Here is a 26,729-nt window from a genome sequence, read left to right on the forward strand (position 1 = left end):
CGCGGGAACGGTGCCATTGCCCGTGTAACTGGTACCCCGGACCGGCACCGACCCCACGACGAAACCGCACGCGCAAACGAACCGGCCGACAGCCACACACGAAACCGCAAGCGCAAACGAACCGGCCGCCAGAAGCACACGACACAGAACCCACCACAGCAGGGGGCCTGGGGGCGTAAGCCACCAGCGGGGGACCGGGGGCGGAGCCCCCGTGACCAGACCCCTCGGGCTCGATTGACGGGAGGCGTCAATCGGGGGTCGGGGCGTGGGCGGCGGCAGGCAGACTGAGGGCATGAGCTTCAGCCTCGACATCAGCACCCTGCCGCAGGAGCGGCTCCACGAGCGGATAGCCGTCGTGCCCTCCCCGCTGGCGGAGCTGAGCATGACCCTGCACGCGCTCGCGGAGCCGGGCCACCATCCGGGGCTGCAGGGCTGGGCCACATCCGTGATGGCCGGACTCGACCAGTGCCTCGCGGAGATGCTGTGCGAGGCGGACTTTCTGTGGCGGTCCACGTTCTCGGACATCTTCATGCCGTTCTCCGGCCTGACCGACCCCGCGGCGCTGCCCGCAGGCACCCTCGCCGAGGAGCTCGACCAGCTGGACAAGCTGGACGACGAGCAGTTCGTCGACGCGGCGCTCGAGTTCACCTGCACCCTGGCGTACGGAAAGCTGGCCGCGGCCCCGCTGCTCTCGGACCCGGCCGCCCGGCAGCGCGTGCTCGAACTGGCCGCGACCCGCGGGGCCCGGCAGGTGCAGTTCACCCAGCGGCTGCTCGACGATCCGCCGGCCGTCCGCGGCTGGATCCGGCGGCTGCTGCTCGACTGCGACGAGGCGTTCTTCGGGGACGTATGGGCGCGGGTGCACCATCAGCTCGCCGCCGACGCCCGGCACAAGACCGAGCTGCTGCAGCGCAAGGGGCTCGGCACGATGCTGACCTCGGCGTCCAAGGCGCTGAGCCTGTCCGGGGACGAGCGGCAGATCGAGATCGACAAGCTGGTCGTCGGGCGGGCGGCGATCCCGGAGGGCGGGACGCTGCGGCTCGTTCCCACCGTGATGGGCCGGCCGCATCTGCTGGTGCTGCACCGGTACGGGTGGACGCCGGTGATCCACTACCCGGTCGCGGGCGAGTCCCTGTCCACGGCGGCCTCGGTCGACGAGCTGACCCGCCGCATGGAGGCCCTCTCGCATCCCGTACGGATGCGGCTGTGCCGGAACCTGGCGCGGGGCGCGTACACCACGAGCGAGCTCGTGGACGTGCACGGGATGAGCGCGCCGGAGATCTCGCGGCATCTCGCCGTGCTCAGGAAGGCCGGGCTGATCACCGCCAGGCGACGGGGCCGCTACGTGCTCCACCAGCTGGACCTGTCCAAGGTGGCCCGGTTGGGCAGCGACTTCATCGAAGGCGTGCTGCGCTGAGCCGCCCGCGAAGGTGTGCTGAGCCGACCGCAAAGGTGTGCTGAGCCGACCGCAAAGGCATGCTGCGCCGAGCCGACCGCAGAGCGGCCCGTCCGCTCAGTCGAACCTGATGTGCCTGGCCCCGGTCATCGCCCGCCGCACCCGCCCGCGCACCGGGCCGTCCGTGTTCGGCAGCAGCGTCAGGCCCGCCGACCGGGCGATCCTGTCGGCGACTTGAGGGATCGGGACCGTATCGGTCCACAGCTGCTCGGCGAACTCGGGCCGCGCCAAGGAGTCCAGACAGGCATCGAGGCGGCGCACGGCGAAGGACTCGCGCTTCAGGGGCGCGTTCTTGCCGGCCACGAACTGCAGCGCCCGGCCGAACGCCCGCTCGCGCAGCCGGTTCAGGACGGTCTCGCGCGCGGCGAGCAGCGCGAAGTGGTGGACGTCGTGGCCTCGTTCGCGCAGCCGGCCGACCGTCTCCTGGAAGTACGCGGGGTCGATGACGGTCATCGGCACGAGAACCGGGCCGTCGTGCTTGGCGAGAGCCAGATCGAGGACTTCGTAGACCCCTTGGCGCCAGGCCGGCAGGTCCTGGAAGTCGCCGCGCGACTGGGGCGGCATCATCCGGTGCAGCCCGAAGCCCACGTGCTCCGGATCGCAGACCACGCTGCCGGGCAGCCTGCGCCGCAGCTCGTACGCGGTCTGGGTCTTGCCGCCGCCGAAGGGTCCGTTGATCCAGACGAGCACCTGCTCAGCTCCCGCCGCCCGCGCGCACCAGGCCCGTCTCGTACGCGAGGACGACGACCTGCACGCGGTCGCGCAGGCCCAGCTTGGTGAGGATGCGGCCGACGTGGGTCTTCACGGTGGCCTCGGACAGGACGAGGCGTGCGGCGATCTCACCGTTCGACAGCCCCTGCGCGACAAGGATCATGACCTCGCGCTCGCGGCCGGTGAGGAGTTCCAGCTCCTTCAGGGGCGGCTGCGCGCCGGTGTTCGGGAGCATCGGGGCGAAGCGGTCGAGCAGGCGGCGGGTCGTCGAGGGGGCCACGACCGCGTCGCCGCTGTGCACCGAGCGGATGGCGGTGAGGAGTTCGGCGGGCGGTACGTCCTTGAGCATGAAGCCGGAGGCGCCGGCCTTCAGGCCCGAGAAGGCGTACTCGTCGAGGTCGAACGTGGTCAGGATGAGCACCTTCGGCGGGTTCTCCTGCGCGCAGATACGGCGGGTCGCCTCGACCCCGTCGAGCTTCGGCATCCGCACGTCCATGAGGACCACGTCGACGGCCGTGGCCCGCAGCACGTCGATCGCCTCGGCACCGTCGCCGGCCTCCGCGACCACCTCCATGTCCGGCTGCGCGGCGAGCACCATCCGGAACCCGGTGCGCAGCAGCACCTGGTCGTCGACGAGCATCACGCGGATGGTCATGGGGGTCCTTCCCGGGGACGTAAATGCCGTGGAGTGCAGTGACAGGTGTCAGTGGGCCGGTTTGAGCGGCAGCAGGGCGCTGATGCGGAATCCTCCGCCGGGCCGTGGCCCGGCGTCCAGGGTGCCGCCGACCATGCCGACGCGTTCGCGCATCCCGATCAGACCATGGCCGCGGCCGTCGGCGCCGCCGTCCTCGTACAGCTCATGGGGTGCGCCCTTGCCGTCGTCCTCGACGAGCAGCCCGAGGCCGTCGTCGAAGTAGACGATGCGCACGCTGGCTCCGGCGTTGGGCCCGCCGTGCTTACGGGTGTTCGTGAGGGCTTCCTGCACGATGCGGTACGCGGTCAGCTCCACGCCACTGGGCAGCGGGCGCGCGGTGCCCTCGACCTTGAAGTCGACGGTGAGGCCGGATGCGCGGCACTGGCCGATCAGGTCGTCGATCTGCTCGACATCGGGCTGCGGCACGTACTCACCGCCCTCGGCGGGCTCTCCTGTACGCAGGACACCGAGCAGCCGGCGCATCTCGGCAAGCGCCTGGCGGCCGGTGCCCGAGATCGTCTCGAGGGCCTTCTTCGCCTGGTCGGGGGCCTGGTCCATGACGTACGCGGCGCCGTCGGCCTGGACGACCATCACGGACACGTTGTGCGCGACGACGTCGTGCAGCTCCCGGGCGATCCGGGCCCGCTCGGCGGCGACCGCGACCTTGGCCTGTGCCTCGCGCTCCTGCTCGAGGCGGGTGGCGCGCTCCTCGAGCTGGGCGAAGTAGGCGCGGCGGGTGCGCAGGGAGTCGCCCATGACCCAGGCGAGCAGGAACGGGACGATCATGAAGCCGGTGAGCAGGATGGTGCCCAGCGTGCCCGTGCCGTTGTCCTCGTGCCAGCGCAGCTGGGCGAGCGGGGCGGCGACGAGGCCGCCGCCGAGGGCGAAGCGGCGGGCCCAGGTGACGTCGCGGGTGGCGACCGTGTAGATGACGACGAGCATCGCGAAGTTCGCGACCATCACGTCGTTGTCGGTGATCAGCTGGACGAGCCCGCCGGCCGCGACGAGCAGCAGCATCTTCTCGGGGGCACGGCGGCGCACGGCGACGGCGAGGCACTGGACGAGCGCGAGGATCACGGTCAGTACGTCGGGGTCGCGGGTCTCCTGACTGGCCTCCGTGGCGAGTCCCACGGCGGTCACCGCGAACAGCACGACAGCCCAGAAGCTGTCGACACCGGTGGGGTGTCTGCGGAGGAAGTCGTAGAGGCGCTGCACGTAACCCAGCGTAGATACGGGGGGCACGTGCTGGGGTCAACCGCAGGGGCGATACGTGGGTGGGGGGCGTACTCCCCAAGGTGGAGGCGGTGGTCGTATGTGCTGAGGGTGAGGGGTGGTTTCCTGGGGGTTCCGACCAGCCCGGCCGTACGATCCGAGCAGTCCGGCCGTACGAGGAAGGAACCGAGGTGACCGTCGTGGAGCAGGTCGAGGAGCTGATGGCCGAGCTTGCCGCTCTCGAGGAGCCGAAGGTCCGGGCCGTGAACGAGAAGCACGGGGACGACCACGGGGTGAACCTCGGCAAGCTGCGGGCCATCGCCAAGCGGCTGAAGACGCAGCAGGAGCTCGCCGTCGACCTGTGGGCGACCGACGACACCGCGGCGAAGCTGCTCGCGCTGCTGATCTGCCGGCCGAAGGCCTTCGGGCGCGATGAGCTCGACGCCATGCTGCGGCAGTCCCGTACGCCCAAGGTGCAGGACTGGCTCGTGAACTACGTGGTCAAGAAGAGCAAGCACGCCGAGGAGCTGCGGCTCGCCTGGACCGACGACCCCGATCCGGTCGTCGCGAGCGCGGGCTGGGCGCTGACCGGCGAGCGTGTCCTGAAGAAGCCCGAGGGGCTCGATCTCGGCGGGCTGCTCGATGTGATCGAGGCCGGGATGAAGGACGCACCGGAGCGCCTGCAGTGGGCGATGAACATGGTGCTCGGCCATATCGGCATCGAGCACCCCGCCTACCGGGCCCGCGCGCTCGCCATCGGTGAGCGCCTCGAGGTGCTCAAGGACTATCCGACCTCGCCGGGCTGCGTCTCTCCGTATGTCCCGGTCTGGATCGACGAGATGGTGCGGCGGCAGGAAGCCGCGACCGCCGGATAGTCATCGGCAGGCAGCCTCAGCCGCCGAGCAGTCACGCCCCCGCTTGCGACATCCACCGGTCAGGACCGGCCGCCCGGCGTCCCGTACGGGAGCGTTCGGCCTGGGACTCCAGGAGGTCCGAGGCCTCGGCGGACGGCCTGAGGCGGGCCGCGACCGAGGTGTTGGCGCCGGTCTCGACGTGCACGTCGGCCACCTTGTGCCGCCGCATCCACGGTCCTTGCACCAGCCGTACGCTCTGCACCTTGGCGTGCGGGACGAGCGAGAGCTTGCGGCGCAGCCGGCCGTGGCGGGCGGCGAAGACGGTCTCGGTGACGGCGAGGCCGTAGCCGCGCCACCACAGCGGGACGCACCAGCGGGCCGAGGACGGCGGCCGGGACAGTTCGGACGGCACCACGACCCCCGGCAGGATCCGCTCGATCACCGCTTCCGCCACGGCGCGGGGCGCCACCGGCACCAGGACGTCGTTGGAGGATCCGGCGACGTCCAGCTCGATACGGACCCAGCCGCGCCGCCGCCAAAGCAGCGGCTCGACGATGTGCACCGTCTGCACCCGGCCCGGCGGCACCGTCTCGTGGGCCTTGTCGAGCAGTCCGTGGTCGAGGCGGAGGCCGTCCTGGGAGGCGCCCACCGTCCAGTCGTACTCCTTGATGAAGCGCCCCACGCTGCTCGCCCCCGCCGCACCGAGCAGCGGCAGCCCGGTGCCGATGACCAGCGGAAGCGACTCGGTGAGGAACCACAGCACGACGGGGACGGTGATGCCGGTGATCGCCCAGGCCCACATTCCGCCGGAGAGGACCAGGGACATGGCGAGCATGTTCGGCGGTACGTGGAGCAGGACCGCGGCCGGTGCCTCGCCCACCTCGCGGGCGTGCTCGGGCGCGAACCCGGCCGCGCGGGCGAGGAGTTCGGCACGCAGGGCGCGGGCGTCGGGCTCGCTCAGATAGGCCAGCTCGTCCTTCTTGTCCGCGCCGATGACGTCCATCTTCAGCTTGGTGACGCCCAGGAAACGGGCGAGCAGCGGCTGGTTGAGGTCGACGGCCTGGAGGCGGTCGAGCCGGATGTGCGCGGTGCGGCGGAAGAGCAGGCCGGTGCGAATCCGCAGCTCGGTGTCGGTGACCGAGAAGTGCGTGAACCACCAGGTGAGGAAGCCGTAGAGGGAGGCGACGAGCACCAGTGCGCCACCCGCGAGCAGCACGGTTTCGGCGGCGAGGTCGGAGACCCTGCGGTACGCGCCGTCCGGGTCGTGGAACGCCCAGCCCGCACCGACCGCGACCGGCGCCCAGGCGCGGCGCAGCGGGGTGACGGGGTGCAGGCGCCGCTCGACGACAGGAGCAGATGTCTCTTCGGTCCCCGGCGTCTCGTTCACAGCCCCGCCGATCGGGCCTCGCCCAGTTCGGTCAGCCGGTCCCGCAGCCGTTCGGCCTCGGCGGGGTCGAGCCCCGGGATGGTGGCGTCCGTCGCGGCCGCGGCGGTGTGCAGCTGAAGCGAGGCAAGCCCGAACTTCCGCTGCAGCGGCCCCGATTCGACCTCCACCAGCTGCATCCGCCCGTACGGGACGACCGTCTCCTCGCGCCACATCACCCCGCGCTGGATCAGCAGGTCGTCCGCGCGCTCGGCGTACCGCCACGAGCGCCAGTTCCGCCCGAGCATGGGCCAGCCCCACACCAGGAAGAACCCGGGGATCAGCGCGAACAGCGCCCACCCGGGAGCGGCGAACAGCCACAGGAGCACGGCCGTGGCGGCCGTGACCGGCACGAGCCACAGCACGAGCAGCAGCCTGCGCAGCCTGAGCATCGCGGCCGGCAGCCCCTGCCACTCGGGGTCCGTCCGTGCCGGTACCCCGGCGGCTCCACTTGTCATCCCCGTATCCCCTGCCTTCACGCCTACCACCCTACGTACGAGAGACTGTTCGCATGAGTCCCAAGACGGAGACCATGATCGGGGTCGGCGGAGCCGCGGAGAGCACCGACATGGTGCTCAACATCGGCCCTCAGCACCCGTCCACGCACGGGGTGCTGCGCCTGAAGCTGGTGCTCGACGGTGAACGCATCGTGAGTGCGGAGCCGGTCATCGGCTATATGCACCGCGGCGCGGAAAAACTCTTCGAGGCCCGCGACTACCGGCAGATCGTGATGCTGGCCAACCGCCACGACTGGCTCTCCGCCTTCTCCAACGAGCTGGGCGTGGTCCTCGCCGTCGAGCGGATGCTCGGCATGGAGGTGCCGGAGCGCGCGGTGTGGACCCGCACGCTCCTTGCCGAGCTGAACCGCGTCCTCAACCACCTGATGTTCCTTGGTTCGTACCCGCTCGAACTGGGCGGAATCACCCCGGTGTTCCATGCCTTCCGGGAGCGCGAGGAACTCCAGGCGGTCATGGAGGAGGTGTCCGGCGGCCGGATGCACTACATGTTCAACCGGGTCGGCGGCCTCAAGGAGGACCTGCCCCTGGGATGGACGTCGCGCGCCCGTGCCGCGGTTGCCTCGGTGCGCTCGCGGATGGATGTGTACGACCGCCTCGTGCTCGGCAACGAGATCTTCCGCGGCCGTACGCAGGGCATCGGCGCGCTGAGCGCCGAGGCGGTGCACGCGTACGGGGTGAGCGGGCCGATCGCCCGCGCCTCCGGCGTGGACTTCGACCTGCGCCGCGACGAGCCGTATCTCGCGTACGGCGAACTTCAGTCGACGCTGAAGGTCGTCACCCGCGAGGAGGGCGACTGCCTGGCCCGTTTCGAGGTCCTCCTGGAGCAGACGCACAACGCGCTCGATCTGGCCGACGCGTGCCTGGACCGGATGGCCGACCTCGCGCCCGGGCCGATCAACCAGCGGCTGCCGAAGGTGCTCAAGGCGCCCGAGGGCCACACGTACGCCTGGACCGAGAACCCGCTCGGCATCAATGGCTACTACCTGGTCTCCAAGGGTGAGAAGACCCCGTACCGCCTCAAGCTGCGCTCGGCCTCGTACAACAACATCCAGGCCCTGATCGAGCTGCTGCCGGGCACGCTGGTCGCGGACATGGTGGCGATTCTCGGGTCACTGTTCTTCGTGGTCGGCGATATCGACAAGTAGCGCGTCCGGCGCGACGCCCACCGGCTCGAGCAGCCAGCCGAAGTCGCCGAGGCCGCCGCGGGCGGTGAGTTCGGCGGCCTCGCCGGCGCTCGCGAGCGCGCGGACGTAACCGGCCGGGTCGGTGGTGGCGAGCGCAAGCGGAGGGCGGCCGCCCGTCACCCCGAGGCTGTTCAGGGCCTCCCGCTGCGTCAGGAGTACGGATCCGGGGCCGGCGCAGGCGTCGAGGGCGACATGGGCCGTGATGTCGCACGAGCCGTCCGGTACGGGGCGGCATTCCCGACCGTCGCGGAAGCCGGTGAGCGTCCCGAACGGGGGCCGTCGGCCTGCGTGGTGCGCGTAGTCGACGGCCACGGCCAGCCCGCCACGTACGGCATCGACGGCCCGCGCCCAGGCCTCGTCCCGGGTCCGTCCGATTTCGGCCCGGCTGCCGGGTTCGTCCGTCAGCGGCCACCAACGCGCGAGCCAGTCGCTGTCGGGCCCGGGCGCCAGCGGCTCTCCGAGCGTCTCGGTGCCGTCCTTTTCCCGTACGAGGACGAGGCGGGCGATTCCGTCCTCGTCGACCTCGACGACGTCCACGGGCACGTTGTCGAGCCATTCGTTGGCGAAGAGCAATCCGTCGACGGTGGCGGGGATCTCGGCAGCCCACTCGACACGGCTGTCCAACGCCTCGGGCCGGCCCGCCCGCTCCACGGCGTACGCCCGCGTCCGCGCGGCCACCGCCGGCTCCAGCGCGTCGAGCACACCCGAGGTCAACTCCCCGCGCCCGGCGCCGACATCGACGAAGTCGAGCGTGGCCGGGTGCCCGAGGGCACGGTCGACACGGGTGAGGAGGGCGGCCACGGCGCGGGCGTAGAGGGGGGAGGCGTGCACGGAGGTACGGAAATGCCCGGCAGGCCCCTCCGTACGGAGGTAGAACCCACCGGGCCCGTACAACGCTTCCTCGGCCGCGTCCCGCCACGTTCTGCTCACGGAACGAGTATCCACTTCGGACGGGACGCACCCTCACTGCTAGCCGGACGTACCCGCACTACGGACCGGACGCACCCGCACTACGAGATCGCCGACCTCAGCTCCGCCACGTCGATCTGCTCGGTCTCGTCGTGCGCCGTGAGGTCGATGACCTCGCCGACCGCCCGCTCGGCACCGGCCCGGGACTTGAACTCCCCCTCGGCCTCCGCCTTGTGCAGCGCCAGCGCCTCCGCCCCGACCACATCCGCGAGGTCCTCGTTCTGCACCGCCTCGATCTCCGCGGCGCCGCCCGACTTCGTACCGAAGAAGTCGAAGCCGCCGATGAGCGGCCGGCGCACCCGGGCGTGCGGCACCACGGCCGCGGCGGGACGTGCGGCGGGGGGCAGGGCGGCGGCCGCGCGCTCATGAGCGACGGCCGCCTCGGGCTTCCCCTGCTCCGTCGCCTCCTCGGACTCGGGCGCCGCGGCTGCGGACATCCCGTTCGTGGAGACGCCGGAAGGGGCGGAGTTCACGGAGTTGACGGAGCTCGTGGTCCGCTGCCGCGGCACCCGCGCCAGCTTGTCCAGCGCGGCGTTCGCCTTCAGGTAGAGCGTCACCGTCCCCCGCGGCTCGGTGTCCGCACCCGCGGGCGGCAGCGCCCGCGCCGGAGCGGCCGCCTCGATCGCGAGCTGACGCCGGCCTTCGAGCGCGCTGGCGCGCTCCGTCTCCGCCGTCGCGTACCGGCGCAGGAGCGCCGCGTGTTCACCGCGCAGCGCGGCCAGTTCGCCCCGCTTCGAGCGCAGTCGTGCCTCCAACTTGCCGCGCAGTTCACGCGACTCGTCGAGGTCCGTCTCGAGCTCGGCTATCCGCTCGTCGTGCTTCCATTCGTCGCTCGCCCGCGCCCGCGTCAGCTCCGCGACCCGCTTGCCGGCGAGCCGGTCCCAGCGGCGCATGACGATCGCGCCGACCACGGCGGAGGCCGCCGCGACCCCCGCGAGTGCGCGCAGCACCACGGTGTCGGGGACCAGCCAGGTACTCGCCGCGGCAGCGACGGACACGGCGGCGACCGTCGACGGGGGAAGCAGTCGGTGCAGTGGGGGGGAATGGCGGTGGCGTCCACGTGGCATGGCCAGAAATTTACCGCGCGTAGGCATCACTCGGACCCCCGCCCGGCAATCTGTTCCCTTCCAGTTACTGAACTCCGCTCGGAACACTCCACCGCCCTCACCACCCAGCTGTTTACTTCTCAATCAAACCCTTCGATTCCAGGTACTCCTTGGCCGCATCGGCCTCCTTCACACGCTCCGCGTCGACCTTCCGGTTGAGCTCGGTGAGGTCCTCGGTGGTGAGCGTCTGCGTGAGCTTCGCCAGCGCGTCCGCGATCTCCTTGGCGCCCGCGTCCTCGGTGTTGACGACCGGCAGCACGTTGTCCGCGTTCTGCAGATTCTTGTCGTCCTCGAGCAGGACGAGGTCGAAGTTCCCGAGGGTCGCGTCGGTCGTGGTGGTGAGCACCAGCTGGTCGTCACCGTTCTTCACGGCCTGCTTGGACTGCGGGGTGCCGACGCCCTTCGGGTCGATTCCCGCGACGTCGATCCCGTACGTCTTCTCGAGGCCGGGTGCGCAGAACGGCCGGACCTCGCATTCCTCACCGGCCGCGATCTTCACCTTGAGCTTGGACTTGCCGAGATCGGAGAGGGTCTTGAGGTTGTTCTTCTCGGCGAATTCCTTGCTGACCGCGAAAGCGTTCTGGTCCACGGCCTCGCCGGCCGGCAGCACGGTGAGGCCGCGCGGCTTCGCGAGCTTCTCCAACTCGGCGACGGTCTTGGTCACATCACTGGACGCCACCGGCTTGTCCTTGGGGGCGTCCGGACCGTTCACCTTGGCGTTGAGGAATTCGGCGAGCGTCGCCGCGTACTCGGGAACGACGTCGATATCGCCCTTTTCCAGGGAGGGTGCATAGAGTTCACGGGTTTCGACGGTCTTGATCGACGTGTCGTATCCGGCCTCGGAAAGCAGCTGCGCGTACAGCTCGGCGAGGACCTTGGACTCCGTGAATCCGGCCGAACCCACCACCAGCGACCCCTTCTTGTCGCTGCCGCCGCTGCTCTTCTCGCCGCCGGAGCCCTTGTCCTCCAGGCTGTCGCCGCCGCACGCGGTGAGCCCCGCGCCGAGAGCCACGACCGCGGCCGTGGCCGCCGCCATCCGTATGCCACGCGGGAACTTCTTCATGGGTCCACCATTCAGGGTTGTCTCAAGAGATATTCGAAAGGGCCGTGCGGAAGAGCTGTGCGGAAGAGCTGTACGAAAGGGCTATGCGGAAGAGCTGAGCGAAGAGGACACGGATCACACCGCCGCCGTACGCCTGCGCATCGGGTCGCACCACTTGCCGATCAGCACGAGCACCAGCTCCACGAGGAGCGCGAGCCCGCCGACGAGGATCGCGCCGGCCACCACCTGCGGGGTGTTCTGCACCGCGAAGCCGTACGTGATGATCCGGCCGAGTCCGCCTTCGCCGGCCATCGCGGCCAGGGCCGCGGTCGCCACCACCTGCACGGTCGACGAGCGGAGGCCGGTCATGATCAGCGGGTACGCGAGGGGCAGTTCGACCCGCAGGAACACCTGGCGTCCGCTCATGCCCATCCCGCGCGCGGCCTCCACGACGGAGCGGTCGACCTCGCGCATGCCGATGTAGGCGTTGGTGAGCAGCGGCGGTATGGCGAAGAGCACCAGCGCGATCAGCGTGGGCAGATCACCGTGGCGGCCGAGCGGCGTCATCGTGAGCAGCACGAGGATGGCCAGGGTGGGGATCGCCCGGCCGACGTTGGAGAGATTGACCGCGAGCGCACCGCCCTTGCCGATGTGCCCGAGCCACAGCGCGAGCGGCAGGGCGATCAGACAGGCCACGGCGAGGCAGACCCCGGTGAAGTAGAGGTGCTCGGCCAGGCGGTTGAGCACTCCCTTCTCGCCCTGCCAGTTGGCGCCCGTGGTCAGCCACTCCAGCGCACCCGTGATCGCGTTCATGCCGGTTCCGTCACCTTCGCGATCCGGGAGTCACGTATGCGGCCACCAGGTGCGGCGTCGCGCACCCGTGTCCAGGGGGTCAACAGCCGCTGGAGCAGCAGCAACAGCAGATCCGCGACGATCGCGAGCACCACGCACAGGACGGAGGCGGTGAGCACCTGCGCCTTGAAGTCGCTGTCGAGCCCGTCCATGATCAGGCCGCCGAGCCCGCCGTAATCGACGATGGCGCCGACCGTGGTGAGCGCGACCGTGGACACGGTGGCGATCCGCACGCCGGCGAGGATCGCCGGGAGCGCGAGCGGCAGTTCGACTTCCCAGAGCAGCCGGCCGGGACCGTACCCGAGCCCGAGCGCCGCCTCCCGCGACTCCTCGGGAACCGCGGCGAGTCCCGCCATCACATTCCGTACGAGAATCGTCAGCGAGTAGAGCACCAGGCCCGTGATCACCAGGGCCGGGGAGAGCCCGAAGAGCGGCAGCAGCAGCGAGAACATCGCAAGGGACGGGATCGAGTAGAGCGCCGTGGTCAGACCGAGCACCGGACCCGCGAACCCCTTGCCGCGGCGCGCGAGCAGCGCCAGCGGGAAGGCCACGAGCAGGCCGATCAGCACGGAGGCGGCCGTGATCCACACATGCTGGACGGTCGCGTCGATCAGCTCCTGGCTGCGTGACTCCAGGTACTTCACGCACACCCAGTCGTTCGTCACCAGGCAGTTCTCTTGGTCCACGGCGCTCACCTCCCCCGTCACGCCGAACCTATGTATGACTGGTGACCCTAAACCCAAGCACCGACAATCGCCGAGGACTGTCGTCCTGCAGCAACATGGCGTTTACAACGAGCCCACCACAATGGGGAGTCATGATCCGGTTCGAGCACGTCAGCAAGCGGTACGCCGATGGCACCATGGCCGTCGACGACCTGTCGTTCGAGGTCGCGGCGGGTGAACTGGTCACCCTGGTGGGCCCGTCGGGCTGTGGCAAGACCACCACCATGAAGATGGTGAACCGGCTGATCGAGCCGACCTCCGGGCAGATATTTCTCGACGGGGAAGACATATCCGAAATCGATCCGGTCCAACTCCGGCGCCGTATCGGCTATGTGATTCAGCAAGTCGGCCTCTTCCCGCACAAGACGGTCCTGGAGAACACCGCGACCGTCCCCCATCTCCTCGGCTGGAAGAAGGGCGACGGCAAGCAGCGCGCCGCCGAACTCCTCGACCTCGTCGGCCTCGACCCCTCCCTCTACGGCGACCGCTATCCGGAGCAACTCTCCGGCGGCCAGCGCCAACGGGTGGGTGTGGCAAGGGCGTTGGCGGCCGATCCGCCCGTACTTCTGATGGACGAGCCGTTCGGCGCGGTCGACCCGGTGGTGCGCGAGCATCTACAGACGGAGTTCCTGCGGCTGCAGCAGGAAGTGAACAAGACGGTGCTCTTCGTCACGCATGACATAGAGGAGGCCGTACGGCTCGGCGACCGTATCGCCGTCTACGGCCAGGGACGTATCGAGCAGTACGACGCCCCCGCCGCCGTCCTCGGCGCTCCCGCCAACCCCTATGTCGCCGATTTCGTGGGCTCCGACCGCGGCCTCAAGCGCCTTTCGGTCACCCCGATCGAGGAGACCGACCTCGAACAGCCTCCCGTCGTACGCCTGGAGGACTCGGCCAAGACGGCCGGCGCGCGCATGGCAGCCGAGGGCGCGAGCTGGGCGGTCGTGCTCGACTCCGACGGCAATCTGCACGGCTGGGTGAGCTCCGGCCGGCTCCTCTCCGGCACGGTGGCCGACCACGCGCGCCGGATGGAGGCCTGGCTGCCGGTCGGCGCCTCGCTGAAGCGGGCGTTCTCCACGATGCTGCAGCACGACGCGGGCTGGATCGCGGTGATCGACGAGAGCGCCAAGGGCCGCTTCCTCGGTGTGCTCACTCCGGCCACGCTGCACGAGGCGCTGCGGCGGTCCACCGCGGCGGACGCGCGGGCCATTCCCCGTACGGAAGTGGAGTTGGAGACGATCACCGGGGTCTAGGGCGTTGCTGCCCGTGCGGCCGGACAGACCCCTCCCGCCCGGGGGCCGAGCCCTTCAAAGGCTATCGCCGCCCACTGACATCGCGACCGAACCACAGCCCGCTCACGCCCTCAGCACGCTCAGGCCTTCAGCACGCTCAGGCCTTCAGCCGCCCGCTGATCCACACCAGCGTCGCCGGGATCTCCCGGCGCCAGGTGTTGAAGTTGTGGCCGCCGGAGTCGAGCAGGATCGAGGAGACCCTGGTGGGCGCCTTGACCTTGTCGATGAACTTCAGGGTGTCCTGGTAGTTGTCCTCGCCCTCCTTGCTGCTGGTCGCGAGCAGCGAGACGGGCGGCGCGGGCCTGTGGTCGAGCAGCCACATCAGGTCGGACTCCTGCTTGACCTTGGTGTCGCCCTGGAACAGGTCGCCGGTCTGGTCGTCTATCGGCGCCATGTAGTTGGCGGAGAGTCCGGCGCCGGCGGCGAAGCGGTCCGGGTGCTTCATCGCGATCTTCAACGCGCAGTAGCCACCGGTGGAGTTGCCGATCACGCCCCAGTTCTCCGGCTTCGTACCGACGCGGTACTCGCCCTGGATCGCGGTCGGCAGATCCTCGGCGAAGAAGGTCTCGGTCTGCGGGCCGCCCGGTATGTTCACGCACTCGGTGTCGCGGCCGGAGACGATCGAGGGCCGCAGCATCACCAGGATCATCGGCTGCATCTTGCCCTCGCGCGCCTGCTTGCCGGCGGTCTGCGGATAGTGCAGGCCCTTGATCAGGTTCTCGGCGGTGCCCGGGTACCCGGTGATCACGACGGAGGCCGGGAACTTCTTGTCCTTGTACTCGGGCTGGAAATACTCCGGCGGCAGATAGACATACGCGGGGCTCGCCAGCTTGGACTTCGGGCCGGCGATGTCCACCTTCTGGATCTGCCCGCCGACCCGCGGCTGGGAGCCGCCGGGCACATTCACGGACTGGGTGCCGGTGACCTTGACCGGACCGCTCGCCCCACCCGAGGTGTCGTGGTCGACGACCACTCCGGGCTCCTGCTCCTGGCCGAAGAGGTCGGCCCACGAGGCGTAGAAACCGAACTCCTTGTTGGCCGCGAGCCCCACCGAAGCGAACACCATGACCTGCGTCAGGGCGAGCAGCACGATCCGGCCGAGTACGGCGCGCCAGTTCCGCCCGGCGAGCCGCGGCCAGAACCAGACCGTGCCGACGAACAGGAGCACGGCCAGAAGGACGGCCACTGCCAGCGCTGCGTTGCTCGTGAGACCCATGGGATTGCCTGTTCTACCTGTCTTGTTTGGGCGTTTTTTACCGTCTGCGATGAACCCGACTCCCGGCCACGCCGTCCTATAGGGCGCAATTCGCCCGGTACGCGACAGCGCCTGGGCCTCGGCTCTCGCAGAACCACGGGGTGCAATGTCCAGCTGGATAGATGCGGAAAAAACGGACAAGGTTCCCTCTACGATGCGCGCCTCCGGGACGATGCGCGCCTCTGGTACCCGCCGCCTCCCCCGAGGTCCGCGCCCCGAGAAGGTCCCGTCCCTGATCGCGACCGCCTGCACCCTGATCGGCCTGCTCGACATCGCCGCCGGCGTCTTCCCGCGCTTCCGGCACAGCCGCATCCACGCCCTGGCCCAGGTCCTGCCGGGCGCCCTCGGCCCGTACGCCGCCGCCCTCGCGATCTGCGCCGGCGTCCTGCTCCTGCTGCTCGCGCACGGCCTGCGCCGCCGCAAGCGCCGCGCCTGGCGGGCGGCCGTGGTGCTGCTGCCGCTCGGGGCCCTGGCGCAGTTCACGTACCGGCACTCGATCGCCGGTGTCGTCCTGCCGCTGCTGCTCCTGGCCCTCCTGCTCCGCCATCGGAGTGAATTCGCGGCCCTGCCCGACCCTCGCAGCCGCTGGAAGGCGGTGACGAATTTCCTGCTCATGAGCGTCTTCTCGGTCGGCATCGGCTGCGTGGTCGTCGGCACCCACGCCCAGCGCGCCGTCGGCGAACCCTCGGTGGCCGAGCTGCTCAAGCACGTCCTGTACGGCCTGGTCGGCGTCGAAGGGCCCGTCGACTACTACGGCCGTACGTCCTGGACGGTCGGCGCCTCGCTCGGCGCCCTCGGCCTGCTCACCGCCCTGACCACGATCTATCTGGCCTTCCGCCCCGAACATCCGGCCGCCCGCCTCACCCCGGACGACGAGGGCCGGCTCCGCGCGCTCCTCGCACGGCACGGCGCCCGCGACTCGCTCGGCCACTTCGCGCTGCGCCGCGACAAGGGCGTGGTCTTCTCGCCGAGCGGCAAGGCCGCGGTCACGTACCGCGTCGTCAGTGGCGTGATGCTCGCGAGCGGCGACCCGATCGGCGACGTGGAGGCCTGGCCCGGCGCCATCGAACGCTTCATGGCCGAGGCCGAGGCCCACTCCTGGACCCCGGCCGTGATGGGATGCTCGCGCACCGGCGGCGAGGTCTGGACCCGCGAGAGCGGCCTCGACGCCCTGGAACTCGGCGACGAGGCGATCGTGGACGTCGCCGACTTCTCGCTCTCCGGGCGCGCGATGCGCAATGTGCGCCAGATGGTCAAGCGCATCGAACGGGCCGGCTACACGACGCGGGTGCGGCGCGTGAGCGACCTGTCCGAGGACGAACTCGACCGCGTCCGCCGGGCCGCCGCCGACTGGCGCGGCACGGACAACGAGCGCGGCTTCTCCATGGCGCTCGGCCGCATCGGCGACCCCGCGGACGGCGACTGCCTCATCGCCACCGCCCACCTCGCCGACCCCGAAACCCCTTCCCCGGGCGCCGACTTGAAGGCCGTCCTGCACTTCGTCCCCTGGGGCCCGGACGGGGTCTCCCTCGACCTGATGCGCCGCGACCGCAGCGCCGACCCGGGCATGAACGAGCTCCTCATCGTCGCCGCCCTGCAAGCCTCCCCCGCCCTCGGCCTCCAGCGGATGTCCCTCAACTTCGCGATGTTCCGCGCCGCCCTCGCCCGCGGCGAACAGTTGGGCGCGGGCCCGGTCCTGCGCACCTGGCGCGGCCTGCTCGTGTTCCTGTCACGCTGGTTCCAGATCGAATCGCTCTACAAGTTCAACGCCAAGTTCCGCCCGCGCTGGGAGCCGCGCTTCGTGGTCTTCCGCAGCTCGCGCGACCTGCCGCGGATCGGCTTCGCGGCGATGCAGGCGGAGGGCTTCGTCACACTCGCCGCGCCCCGCTTCCTACGGGGTGCGCGGCGGCCGGCCCGGGCCTGTCCGCACGAGGGTGACGGGCGAGCGGGAGGTCCGGGCGGCCTGAGGGCCGGGACGGGCGGCCTGCTCGTCCGCGTACGGGTGGCCGGGCCGCTGCCCGTACGGGCAGCGGCTCCTCCAACCACCGGAGCCGGCCGCTCCTCGTACGCACAGTCGACCGCTCCCCGTACGGGCCGTCGGCCCGCTCCTCGTACGAGCGGGGCAAACCAACCCGCCCACGGGCCTAGGCTTGGCGTATGAGTACGTCACGTGGCCGAGGACATGTCGAGGGACTGCCCGACTGGGACCGCTGCGCGGTCATGGGCGTGGTCAACGTGACCCCGGACTCCTTCTCCGACGGCGGCCGCTGGTTCGACACCACCGCCGCCGTCAAGCACGGCCTCGACCTCGTCGCCCAGGGCGCCGATCTGGTCGACGTCGGCGGCGAGTCCACCCGCCCGGGCGCCACGCGCGTGGACGAGGCCGAAGAACTGCGCCGGGTCATCCCGGTCGTCCGCGGCCTCGCCTCCGAAGGCGTCGCGGTCTCCGTCGACACCATGCGCGCCACGGTCGCCGAACAGGCCCTCGCCGCCGGCGCCCTGCTCGTCAACGACGTCAGCGGCGGCCTCGCGGACCCGGCGATGATCCCGGTCGTCGCCGACGCCGGAGCGCCGTTCGTGGTGATGCACTGGCGCGGCTTCAGCGAGGGCATGAACAGCCTCGCGGTGTACGCGGACGTCGTCGGCGAGGTCGTCGCCGAACTCCGCACCCGCCTCGACGCGGTGATCGAGGGCGGCATCGCCCCCGAGCGGATCGTCGTCGACCCGGGCCTCGGCTTCGCGAAGAGCGCCGAGCACGACCTGGCCCTCGTCGCGCACATGCGCGAGCTGCGCGCGCTGGGGTACCCGGTCCTGGTCGCGGCCTCCCGCAAACGTTTCCTCGGCCGCGTCCTGGCCGGCCCCGAGGGCGCCCCGCCCCCCGCGCGCGAACGCGACGCGGCCACCGCGGCGGTCTCGGCGATCGCCGCGCACGAGGGTGCGTGGGCGGTACGCGTGCACGAGGTGCGGGCCACCGCGGACGCGGTGCGGGTGGCCCGCGCCGTCGAAGGCGCCGTATCGCCCTCCGTATCGCCCTCCGTATCGACATCCCAGACCGACTCGCAGACCCCAGAAGGAGACCGGTGACGTCACGCGTGGACCTCGAAGCCGTCGAGAAGGCCAACACCGCCTTCTACGAAGCGATGGAACGCGGTGACTTCGAGGCGCTCTCCGACCTGTGGCTCACCGGCGACGAAGGCGACGGCGTCAGCTGCGTCCACCCCGGCTGGCCGGTCCTGACGGGCCGCGGCGAGGTGCTGCGCTCGTACGCCCTGATCATGGCGAACACGGAGTACATCCAGTTCTTCCTCACGGACCTCAAGATCGCGGTCAACGGCGACACGGCCCTGGTCACCTGCACGGAGAACATCCTCAGCGGCGCCCCCTCGGAGGAGGCCGGGGAGCTCGGCCCCCTGGTCGGCCAGCTGGTCGTCGCCTCCAACCTCTTCCGCCGCACTCCGTCCGGCTGGCAGCTGTGGTCCCACCATGCGTCGCCCGTGCTGGCGGAGCGGGCTGAGGACGACGAAGAAGCTGTCGAGGGCAACGAATAGCCGAGGGCGCACATCCCCCTCCCGAGTGGGCAGCAGCCCGAAGAGGGTTTGCCGCCGCGTCTGCGGGTAAGCCCCGCAACCAGCCGCCCGTATCAAAAGCCGGATCACCTGTCCATAGCCCCCACGGGCGAGCCCCACCCGCACCCGAAGGTAGATTCGAAGGGGACTGGTGTGCCGACCGCACTCGGCTGCAGCCCGACGAAACCGAGATGAGCAGGAGTGATTCGCGTGGACCGTGTCGCGCTGCGCGGCCTCAAGGCCCGTGGTCACCACGGCGTTTTCGCCAAGGAACGCGAAGAGGGCCAGACCTTCATCGTGGATCTGGTGCTGAGCCTGGACACCCGCTCGGCCGCCGCCGACGACGATCTGACGAAGACGGTGCATTACGGCGTGGTGGCCGAGGAGGTCGTGGCCGCCGTCGAAGGCGACCCCGTCGACCTCATCGAGACGCTCGCCGAGCGCATCGCCCAGACCTGCCTCAAGCACGAACCGGTCCAGGAGGTCGAGGTCGTCGTGCACAAGCCGGACGCCCCGATCACCGTCCCGTTCGACGATGTGACGATCACGATCACCCGGAGCCGAGTATGAACAACGTGCAGAGCGACCCCACGGTCCAGCCCGTTCCCGCCTCCGTCGTGGCTCAGGTGGACGCCGCCGACACCACGCTGCAGAACCCCAAATTCGCCGTGATCGCCCTCGGCTCCAACCTCGGCAACCGTCTGGAGACCCTCCAGGGCGCCGTGGACGCGCTCGAGGACACCCCCGGCCTGCGGGTGAAGGCCGTCTCGCCGGTCTACGAGACGGAGCCCTGGGGTGTCGCCCCGGACTCCCAGCCCTCGTACTTCAACGCGGTCGTCGTGATCAAGACGACGCTGCCCCCGTCCTCGCTCCTGGAGCGCGCGCACGCGGTCGAGGAGGCCTTCCACCGCGTACGCGACGAGCGCTGGGGCCCGCGCACGATCGACGTCGACATCGTTGCCTACCAGGACGTCGTCTCCGACGACCCGGTGCTCACGCTCCCGCACCCGCGCGCCCACGAACGCGCCTTCGTGCTCGCGCCCTGGCACGACGTCGACCCCGAGGCCGTCGTCCCCGGCCGCGGACCGGTGGCCGAGCTGCTCGCCTCCGTCCCCCGCGAGGGCGTCGCGCCGCGCGTGGACCTGGAACTGCGGCTGCCCGAGTAATCGTTAAGGTCTAACGGGCCCGGGTACGACAGGGCCCACCGGGCCCGGACACAGGGCCCACCCGGACCGTACGAGGACGAGGCCGCGCCCCGTCCGTGTGGAGGCGAACACACCCGTGAAGCAGCTGCGCATCAGGACGCTGGCCGTCACCTTCCTGGTGGCCGGTGTCCTGTCCTGGGCCCTGGCCAAGCTGCTGGTGGCGCGGGACTCGCTCGGCACCCTGCCGAGCGTCCCGCTGGCCGCGCCCATCGTGCTCGCGGTCATCGCGGCCGCCCTCCTGGCCACGGCCATCTCGCTGCGCTCCCGCCTGCGCGCCCAGCGCGACCGCGTGCCGGGCGCGAAGGGCGTGGAGCCCTTGATGGCGGCCCGCGCGGTGGTCTTCGGCCAGGCGAGCGCCCTGGTCTCGGCCCTGGTCAGTGGTGTCTACGGCGGGCTCGGCATCTTCCTCCTGTCCCACCTGGACGTCCCGGCCCGCCGCGACCAGGCCGTCTATGCGGCCTTCGCGGTCGCGGCCGGTATCGCGGTCATCGCCGCGGCCCTCTTCCTGGAGCGGGTCCTGCGCCTCCCGGAGGACGACGACACGGAGAGCGCGGTGGCCTGAGCCACGGCCCCACACACATACGGGGAGGGCGCGGCGTCTCGCAGACGCCGCGCACTCCCCGTATGCGCAAAGAGGTCAGCGCGCCATGATCAGGCTGATCGCCTCGGCCCGCGTCGCCGGATCCCGCAGCTGACCCCGTACCGCCGACGTCAGCGTCTTCGCGCCCGGCTTGCGCACCCCGCGCATCGTCATGCACATGTGCTCGCACTCGACGACCACGATCACGCCGCGCGGCTCCAGGATCTCCATCAGGGAGTCGGCGATCTGCGTGGTCAGGCGCTCCTGCACCTGCGGCCGGCGCGCGAACACATCGACGAGCCGCGCCAGCTTCGACAGACCGGTGATCTTCCCGTCCGTGGACGGGATGTACCCGACGTGCGCGACCCCGTGGAACGGCACCAGGTGATGTTCACAGCTGGACATCACCTCGATGTCCTTCACGAGCACCATCTCGTCGTGACCGATGTCGAACGTCGTGGTCAGGACGTCCTCGGGCTTCTGCCACAGCCCCGCGAATATCTCCCTGTACGCCCGCGCCACCCGCGCCGGCGTCTCGAGCAGGCCTTCGCGGTCCGGGTCCTCGCCGACCGCGATGAGCAGTTCGCGTACGGCGTTCTCGGCGCGCTTCTCGTCGAACTCGCCGATCTTGGTCTCGCCGTCCAGCGTCACCGGGTCGGTCATGGGTCCCTCGTTCCTGTACGTCAGGTCACGGGCATACGGAAATGCCGCGCCCCCCAAGGCTAAAACCTGGGGGGCGCGGCATCCATTCCGGGCCTGCTGAGACCAGTGGGTCCCGGCAGGTCAGGCCTCCGGGCGGTCCTCCGGAGCGGGGGCCGGGGCCTTGCTGAGCTCCGGCGTGCCCGTTTCGGTGGTGGAGGCGGTGACCGCGGGCGTCGCACCATTGGCGCCGTTGGTCAGGGAGAGCTCACGGGGCGAGAGCACCGGGGGCCGCGTCGAGGGCGTACGCCGAGCGGAGCCGGTCCACGCGGGGCGGGCCGGGCGCTTGGTGATCGACGCGAAGATCTCGGCGATCTGCTCCTTGTTGAGCGTCTCCTTCTCGAGGAGCGCGAGGACCAGGTTGTCGAGAACGTCGCGGTTCTCGACGAGGATCTCCCAGGCCTCGTTGTGCGCGGTCTCGATGAGCTTCTTGACCTCTTCGTCGACCAGCGCCGCGACCTCTTCCGAGTAGTCGCGCGGGTGCCCCATCTCACGGCCCAGGAACGGTTCGGTGTTGTCGCCGCCGAACTTGATGGCGCCGAGCCGCTCCGTCATGCCGTACTGCGTGACCATCGCGCGGGCCGTTGCAGTGGCCTTCTCGATGTCGTTCGCAGCACCCGTGGTCGGGTCGTGGAAGACCAGTTCCTCGGCCGCGCGCCCGCCCAGCATGTACGCGAGCTGGTCGAGCATCTCGTTGCGCGTGGTCGAGTACTTGTCCTCGTCCGGCAGCACCATCGTGTAGCCCAGAGCACGGCCTCTGGAGAGGATCGTGATCTTGTGGACCGGATCGGAGTTCGGAGAAGCCGCCGCGACCAGGGCGTGGCCGCCCTCGTGGTACGCGGTGATCTTCTTTTCCTTGTCCGACATGATCCGGGTGCGCTTCTGCGGGCCCGCGACCACACGGTCGATCGCCTCGTCCAGGGCGTGGTTGTCGATCAGCTTCTTGTCGCCGCGCGCCGTCAGGAGCGCCGCTTCGTTCAGCACGTTCGACAGGTCCGCACCGGTGAAGCCGGGCGTACGACGGGCAACTGCGCCCAGGTCGACGTCCGGGGCGACCGGCTTGCCCTTCTGGTGGACCTTGAGGATCTCCAGACGGCCCACCATGTCCGGGCGGTCGACCGCGATCTGCCGGTCGAAACGTCCGGGGCGAAGCAGCGCCGGGTCCAGGATGTCGGGCCGGTTCGTGGCGGCGATCAGGATGACGCCGCCCTTCACGTCGAAGCCGTCCATCTCGACGAGCAGCTGGTTGAGCGTCTGCTCGCGCTCGTCGTGACCGCCGCCCATACCGGCACCGCGGTGCCGGCCGACTGCGTCGATCTCGTCGACGAAGACGATCGCCGGGGCGTTCGCCTTGGCCTGCTCGAAGAGGTCACGGACTCGGGAGGCACCGACACCGACGAACATCTCGACGAAGTCGGAACCGGAGATCGAGTAGAAGGGGACCCCGGCCTCACCGGCGACGGCGCGTGCGAGCAGCGTCTTACCGGTTCCGGGCGGGCCGTAGAGCAGCACGCCCTTGGGGATCTTGGCGCCGACGGCCTGGAACTTGGCCGGCTCCTGCAGGAACTCCTTGATCTCGTGGAGCTCCTCGACGGCCTCGTCCGACCCGGCCACATCGGCGAAGGTCGTCTTCGGGGTGTCCTTGGTGATCAGCTTCGCCTTGGACTTCCCGAACTGCATGACGCGCGAACCGCCGCCCTGCATCTGGTTCATCAGGAAGAGGAAGACGACGACGATCAGGACGAAGGGCAGCAGCGACAGCAGGATGCCGACGAACGGGTTCTGCTTCGACGGCGAGACGGTGTAACCGTCCTTGATGTCACCGTTGTCGTAGTTGTCCTGCAGGGTGTTGGCGATCGTCACACCCTGGTCGCCGATGTAGCTGGCCTGGATCTTGGTGCTGCCGCCGTACTTGTCCTTGTCGGCATCGCTGATGCCGTCCTTGAGCTCGACCTTGATGAGCTGTTCATCACCGGTGGTGAGCTTGGCGCTCTGGACCTGCTTGTCCTTGATGGCCTGGTAGACCTCGCCGGTGTCCACCGTCTTGTAGCCGCCGGACGAGCCGACGACCTGCATCAACACGACCACGGCGAGGACGGCCAGCACGATCCACATGACCGGCCCACGGAAGTATCGCTTCACGTCCATCCATACGGAGCGGAGACCGCCCCGTCCCTCCTGCCATGTGAGTTTGATAAGGCTTCAAAAAAGCTGTTCTTCGGACGGTACCCCAGCATTGTCACCCGACGCGGCAGGGGACGGCCGATAAACCCGCCTTCCCATGCTCCAACGCGGGGAATCGGGCGAGGGTTCCCGCCGCCAGACGAGCGAGGTCCCAACGGCCGTACGGGGTACGGAAGCTCAGCCGCCGTAGACGTGCGGGGCGAGGGTGCCGACGAAGGGCAGGTTCCGGTACTTCTCGGCGAAGTCCAGGCCGTAGCCCACGACGAACTCGTTGGGAATGTCGAAGCCGACCCACTCCACGTCGATCGCGACCTTGGCGGCCTCGGGCTTGCGCAGCAGGGTGCAGACCTTCAGCGACTCGGGCTCGCGCGAGCCGAGGTTGGAGAGCAGCCAGGACAGGGTGAGACCGGAGTCGATGATGTCCTCGACGATCAGGACGTGCTTGCCCTTGATGTCGGTGTCGAGGTCCTTGAGGATGCGGACCACGCCCGAGGACTGGGTCCCGGCGCCGTACGAGGACACCGCCATCCAGTCCATCGTGACGGGGGTGGACAGTGCGCGTGCCAGGTCCGCCATGACCATCACGGCGCCCTTGAGGACTCCGACGATCAGCAGGTCCTTGCCCGCGTACTCCGCATCGATCTTCGCGGCGAGCTCTTCGAGCTTCGCGTCGATCTCTTCCTTGGTGATGAGCACCTTCTCGAGGTCGGTGCCCATGTCTTTCGCGTCCACCCGCATCACTTTCGTCGTCCGAGGTGCCGGCCGCTTCAGCAGTCGGCTACGTACCGTCCGCAACAGCAGTCGGCTTCAGCCCTGCCGGATGACAAGTCTGCCACCCTGCCGCTGGGCGACGACCCGGCCGGGCAGGTTGATGGCTTTCTGGCCGCGCCAACCGGTGATCAGGCGGTCGATCTCCTCGATATGGCGCGCGAAGAGCGAACCCGCGGGCGCCCCGGCGTCGATGGCCGCGCGGCGCAGGATCCGGCGGCGCACGGCGGGCGGCAGCGCGAACAGCTTGGCGCACTCCAGGAGCCCGGTGTCGTCGCGCACGGTGGTCTCGGCCTGCGCGGCCCAGGAGTCGAGGGCGTCGGCGTCGTCACGGGAGAGCTGGGCGGTGCGGGCGAGGGCCTCCACGACACCCTTGCCGAGCGCCTTCTCCAGGGCGGGCAGTCCTTCGTGCCGCAGCCGTGAGCGCGTGTACGCGGGGTCGGCGTTGTGCGGGTCGTCCCATACGGGCAGCGACTGGACCATGCAGGCCTTGCGCGCGGTCTGCCGGTCGACCCCCAGGAACGGGCGGCGGTAACGGCCGGCGACCCCCGAGGTCTCGGCCATTCCGGACAGCGAGCGGATCCCGGAGCCACGGGCGAGTCCGAGCAGGACGGTCTCGGCCTGGTCGTCACGGGTGTGTCCGAGCAGTACGGCGGCGGCGCCGAGGCGCTGGGCGGCCTCGTCGAGCGCGGCATAGCGGGCGTCGCGGGCGGCCGCTTCGGGTCCGCCTTCGCGGCCGACGGTGACGGCCAGCGATTCGACGGGGGAAAGGCCCAGGGCCGTCATCCGGACGACGACTTCGGCGGCGCGCAGATCGGAACCGGGCTGAAGGCCGTGGTCGACGGTGACGGCGCCGGCGCGGATGCCGAGCTTGGGGGCCTCGAACGCGAGAGCGGAGGCGAGCGCCATGGAGTCTGCGCCGCCGGAGCAGGCGACGAGGACCAGGGGGCCGTCGGCGGGGAGTTCGGTGGTGGAGTTGTCGGTGAGGATGTCGTGGAGGACGCGGCGGACTGCCAGGCGTATCGCCGCGACCGCAGGATGGGGACCCATGTCCGGTTCCCTTCGTGGAGCTTCGTGGAGTACGGGGGCGTGAGTACGGGGGAGGTCTCGTCACTCAGGGTGCATAGATGGTGACAGAGACGAGTCGTTCCCCGAGCATTGCACGCCTTCCGCAGGCCCACGGTCCCTCAGAAGAGTGATTACGGAGGCTTGATTCTGCCGAGGTGGCGCGGTGCTCAGGAATCAGCTTTACGGTGCACCCGCGCGACCCAGTCCGCCGGTTTGGCGATCTCCGACTTGGTGGGCAGCGTGTTGGGCGAGGTCCAGACGCGGTTGAAGCCGTCCATCCCGACCTCGTCAACGACCGCGCGGACGAAACGTTCGCCGTCGCGGTACTGCCGCAGCTTGGCGTCGAGCCCGAGCAGCTTCCGCAGCGCCATATCCAGCCGCGAGGCGCCCTTGGCCCGGCGCTGCTGGAACTTCTCCCTGATCTCCCCCACGGACGGCACGACATCGGGTCCCACGCCGTCCATCACGAAGTCCGCATGCCCTTCGAGCAGCGACATCACGGCGGTGAGGCGGCCGAGGATCTCGCGCTGGGCAGGGGTCTGGACGATCTCGACTAGGGAGGGACCCCCGTCGTCGTCCTCCCTGTCCGTCTTGTTGCCGGCCAGTGCGGAGGCCGCCTCGCGGAAGCGTTCGAGGACCGTCATCGGGTCGACCTCGGTCTCGCCGAGGAATGACTGGATCTCGCCCTCGAGGTGGTCGCGCAGCCAGGGCACCCCGGTGAACTGGGTGCGGTGGGTCTCCTCGTGCAGACAGACCCAGAGCCTGAAGTCGTGCGGGTCGACGTCGAGTTCGCGCTCCACGTGCACGATGTTCGGCGCCACGAGCAGGAGTCGGCCGCCGCCGACGGCACTGCCGGGGAGCTCCTTGGTGGGCGGCGCGAAGGTCTCGTACTGCCCCAGGACGCGCGAGGCGAGGAAGCTGAGCAGCATGCCGAGCTCGACTCCGGTGACCTTGCCGCCGACCGCGCCGAGCATCGCGCCGCCGGCGCCGCCGCCACGGCGCTCGTGCATCTTCTCCAGGAGCGGCTTGAGGACCTCGCGGAACCCCGCGACGTTCGCCCGCACCCAGCCCGGACGGTCCACGACCAGGACCGGGGTGTCATGCGCGGCGTCGGTGGCCATCTTCGTGAAGGAACGGACATGTTCCTCCGAGGACTTGGCGTGCCGGCGCAGCTCCGCGACGATGGCGCGCGCCTCGTCACGGCTGACCTCGGGGCCTGGGCGCACCAGGCGGGTCGCAGTCGCGACCGCGAGATTCCAGTCGACCATCCCCTGTGCGGCACCGCCGATGCTCGTCATGCGTCAACCGTACGTTGTCATGGGGCCGGGCGGTGAGGGTTCGGTCCGGGGTGGGTTGTTTCCGGGGG

The 26,729-nt window shown here is 70.0% G+C and carries 26 protein-coding genes; 10 read left to right on the plus strand and 16 right to left on the minus strand.

Going from position 1 to position 26,729, the window contains the following annotated elements; genetic code table 11:
• Positions 1-292: 292 nt before the first annotated feature.
• Complete coding sequence (locus tag G6045_RS17630; protein ID WP_165332932.1) at positions 293-1,417, plus strand: DUF5937 family protein; 1,125 nt, start codon at positions 293-295, stop codon at positions 1,415-1,417.
• A 96-nt stretch (positions 1,418-1,513) separates the two neighbouring features.
• Here the strand turns inward: G6045_RS17630 and G6045_RS17635 are convergent, their stop codons facing one another.
• From G6045_RS17635 to G6045_RS17645, 3 genes are read right to left on the minus strand one after another with little or no spacing between them, the layout of a single operon-like run.
• Positions 1,514-2,146: an AAA family ATPase gene (locus tag G6045_RS17635; RefSeq protein ID WP_165332933.1), complete on the minus strand. Its 633-nt coding sequence runs from the start codon at positions 2,144-2,146 to the stop codon at positions 1,514-1,516.
• A 4-nt stretch (positions 2,147-2,150) separates the two neighbouring features.
• Positions 2,151-2,822, minus strand: a complete 672-nt coding sequence (locus tag G6045_RS17640; RefSeq protein WP_165332934.1) for a response regulator transcription factor — start codon at positions 2,820-2,822, stop codon at positions 2,151-2,153.
• Positions 2,823-2,870: 48 nt separating this feature from the next.
• Positions 2,871-4,076 (minus strand): sensor histidine kinase, encoded by a 1,206-nt coding sequence (locus G6045_RS17645; RefSeq protein ID WP_165332935.1) that lies wholly within the window; start codon positions 4,074-4,076, stop codon positions 2,871-2,873.
• Between the two features lie 218 nt (positions 4,077-4,294).
• On the opposite strand from G6045_RS17645, the gene G6045_RS17650 reads away from it, so the two are divergent.
• Positions 4,295-4,948: a DNA alkylation repair protein gene (locus G6045_RS17650; RefSeq protein WP_165332957.1), complete on the plus strand. Its 654-nt coding sequence runs from the start codon at positions 4,295-4,297 to the stop codon at positions 4,946-4,948.
• A 31-nt stretch (positions 4,949-4,979) separates the two neighbouring features.
• Here the strand turns inward: G6045_RS17650 and G6045_RS17655 are convergent, their stop codons facing one another.
• The gene (locus tag G6045_RS17655) at positions 4,980-6,314 is read right to left on the minus strand and encodes a PH domain-containing protein (RefSeq protein WP_328707814.1); all 1,335 of its coding nucleotides are present in this window, start codon (positions 6,312-6,314) and stop codon (positions 4,980-4,982) included.
• Complete coding sequence (locus G6045_RS41490; protein ID WP_235967987.1) at positions 6,311-6,808, minus strand: PH domain-containing protein; 498 nt, start codon at positions 6,806-6,808, stop codon at positions 6,311-6,313. Before G6045_RS41490 ends, G6045_RS17655 begins: the two co-directional genes overlap by 4 nt.
• A gap of 53 nt (positions 6,809-6,861) precedes the next feature.
• Here G6045_RS41490 and G6045_RS17660 point away from each other — a divergent pair, with 53 nt between their 5' ends.
• Positions 6,862-8,013 carry an NADH-quinone oxidoreductase subunit D gene (locus G6045_RS17660; RefSeq protein ID WP_165332937.1) on the plus strand — a complete coding sequence of 384 codons (1,152 nt, stop codon included), beginning with the start codon at positions 6,862-6,864 and terminating at the stop codon, positions 8,011-8,013.
• Here G6045_RS17660 and G6045_RS17665 read toward each other — a convergent pair.
• The 5 genes from G6045_RS17665 to G6045_RS17685 form a co-directional block, all read right to left on the minus strand.
• On the minus strand, positions 7,978-8,982 hold the full coding sequence (locus G6045_RS17665; protein ID WP_328707815.1) for an SAM-dependent methyltransferase: 1,005 nt from the start codon (positions 8,980-8,982) through the stop codon (positions 7,978-7,980). The two genes, G6045_RS17660 and G6045_RS17665, sit on opposite strands and share 36 nt — an antisense overlap.
• An 80-nt stretch (positions 8,983-9,062) precedes the next feature.
• Positions 9,063-10,088 carry a hypothetical protein gene (locus tag G6045_RS17670; protein WP_165332938.1) on the minus strand — a complete coding sequence of 342 codons (1,026 nt, stop codon included), beginning with the start codon at positions 10,086-10,088 and terminating at the stop codon, positions 9,063-9,065.
• 112 nt (positions 10,089-10,200) lie between these two features.
• The gene (locus G6045_RS17675; protein WP_408056341.1) at positions 10,201-11,190 is read right to left on the minus strand and encodes an ABC transporter substrate-binding protein; all 990 of its coding nucleotides are present in this window, start codon (positions 11,188-11,190) and stop codon (positions 10,201-10,203) included.
• 114 nt (positions 11,191-11,304) lie between these two features.
• Positions 11,305-11,982 carry an ABC transporter permease gene (locus G6045_RS17680; RefSeq protein ID WP_165332939.1) on the minus strand — a complete coding sequence of 226 codons (678 nt, stop codon included), beginning with the start codon at positions 11,980-11,982 and terminating at the stop codon, positions 11,305-11,307.
• Positions 11,979-12,707: an ABC transporter permease gene (locus G6045_RS17685; RefSeq protein WP_165332940.1), complete on the minus strand. Its 729-nt coding sequence runs from the start codon at positions 12,705-12,707 to the stop codon at positions 11,979-11,981. Before G6045_RS17685 ends, G6045_RS17680 begins: the two co-directional genes overlap by 4 nt.
• A 131-nt stretch (positions 12,708-12,838) precedes the next feature.
• Here G6045_RS17685 and G6045_RS17690 point away from each other — a divergent pair, with 131 nt between their 5' ends.
• Complete coding sequence (locus tag G6045_RS17690) at positions 12,839-13,999, plus strand: betaine/proline/choline family ABC transporter ATP-binding protein (protein WP_165332941.1); 1,161 nt, start codon at positions 12,839-12,841, stop codon at positions 13,997-13,999.
• Positions 14,000-14,135: 136 nt separating this feature from the next.
• On the opposite strand, the gene G6045_RS17695 is transcribed toward G6045_RS17690, so the two are convergent.
• Complete coding sequence (locus G6045_RS17695; RefSeq protein WP_165332942.1) at positions 14,136-15,254, minus strand: alpha/beta hydrolase; 1,119 nt, start codon at positions 15,252-15,254, stop codon at positions 14,136-14,138.
• A 193-nt stretch (positions 15,255-15,447) separates the two neighbouring features.
• On the opposite strand from G6045_RS17695, the gene G6045_RS17700 reads away from it, so the two are divergent.
• The 6 genes from G6045_RS17700 to G6045_RS17725 all read left to right on the plus strand — a co-directional run bounded on the left by G6045_RS17700 (position 15,448) and on the right by G6045_RS17725 (position 20,626).
• Positions 15,448-17,454, plus strand: a complete 2,007-nt coding sequence (locus G6045_RS17700) for a phosphatidylglycerol lysyltransferase domain-containing protein (protein ID WP_235967989.1) — start codon at positions 15,448-15,450, stop codon at positions 17,452-17,454.
• Positions 17,451-18,377 (plus strand): dihydropteroate synthase, encoded by a 927-nt coding sequence (gene folP / locus G6045_RS17705; protein ID WP_165332943.1) that lies wholly within the window; start codon positions 17,451-17,453, stop codon positions 18,375-18,377. Before G6045_RS17700 ends, folP begins: the two co-directional genes overlap by 4 nt.
• Positions 18,374-18,841, plus strand: coding sequence for a nuclear transport factor 2 family protein (locus tag G6045_RS17710; RefSeq protein ID WP_165332944.1), 468 nt, complete (start codon positions 18,374-18,376; stop codon positions 18,839-18,841). The genes folP and G6045_RS17710 overlap by 4 nt, the downstream gene beginning before the upstream one ends.
• 219 nt (positions 18,842-19,060) lie before the next feature.
• Complete coding sequence (folB, locus tag G6045_RS17715) at positions 19,061-19,429, plus strand: dihydroneopterin aldolase (protein WP_165332945.1); 369 nt, start codon at positions 19,061-19,063, stop codon at positions 19,427-19,429.
• Complete coding sequence (gene folK / locus G6045_RS17720) at positions 19,426-20,025, plus strand: 2-amino-4-hydroxy-6-hydroxymethyldihydropteridine diphosphokinase (RefSeq protein ID WP_165332946.1); 600 nt, start codon at positions 19,426-19,428, stop codon at positions 20,023-20,025. The genes folB and folK overlap by 4 nt, the downstream gene beginning before the upstream one ends.
• Positions 20,026-20,140: 115 nt before the next feature.
• Positions 20,141-20,626 carry a DUF3180 domain-containing protein gene (locus tag G6045_RS17725; protein ID WP_165332947.1) on the plus strand — a complete coding sequence of 162 codons (486 nt, stop codon included), beginning with the start codon at positions 20,141-20,143 and terminating at the stop codon, positions 20,624-20,626.
• A gap of 75 nt (positions 20,627-20,701) precedes the next feature.
• Here the strand turns inward: G6045_RS17725 and folE are convergent, their stop codons facing one another.
• The 5 genes from folE to G6045_RS17750 all read right to left on the minus strand — a co-directional run bounded on the left by folE (position 20,702) and on the right by G6045_RS17750 (position 26,661).
• Entirely contained in the window at positions 20,702-21,307 is a 606-nt protein-coding gene (folE, locus tag G6045_RS17730) for a GTP cyclohydrolase I FolE (RefSeq protein ID WP_165332948.1), read from the minus strand.
• Between the two features lie 120 nt (positions 21,308-21,427).
• A complete protein-coding gene (gene ftsH, locus G6045_RS17735) occupies positions 21,428-23,491 on the minus strand; it encodes an ATP-dependent zinc metalloprotease FtsH (RefSeq protein ID WP_165332949.1) in 2,064 nt (687 codons plus the stop codon).
• 213 nt (positions 23,492-23,704) lie between these two features.
• The gene (hpt, locus tag G6045_RS17740; RefSeq protein ID WP_165332950.1) at positions 23,705-24,265 is read right to left on the minus strand and encodes a hypoxanthine phosphoribosyltransferase; all 561 of its coding nucleotides are present in this window, start codon (positions 24,263-24,265) and stop codon (positions 23,705-23,707) included.
• A gap of 69 nt (positions 24,266-24,334) precedes the next feature.
• Complete coding sequence (gene tilS, locus G6045_RS17745; RefSeq protein WP_165332951.1) at positions 24,335-25,345, minus strand: tRNA lysidine(34) synthetase TilS; 1,011 nt, start codon at positions 25,343-25,345, stop codon at positions 24,335-24,337.
• Positions 25,346-25,530: 185 nt separating this feature from the next.
• Positions 25,531-26,661 carry a zinc-dependent metalloprotease gene (locus tag G6045_RS17750; protein WP_165332952.1) on the minus strand — a complete coding sequence of 377 codons (1,131 nt, stop codon included), beginning with the start codon at positions 26,659-26,661 and terminating at the stop codon, positions 25,531-25,533.
• Positions 26,662-26,729 lie beyond the last annotated feature (68 nt).

The sequence above is a fragment of the Streptomyces mesophilus genome, from assembly GCF_011044995.1.
GTDB lineage: Bacteria > Actinomycetota > Actinomycetes > Streptomycetales > Streptomycetaceae > Streptomyces > Streptomyces mesophilus.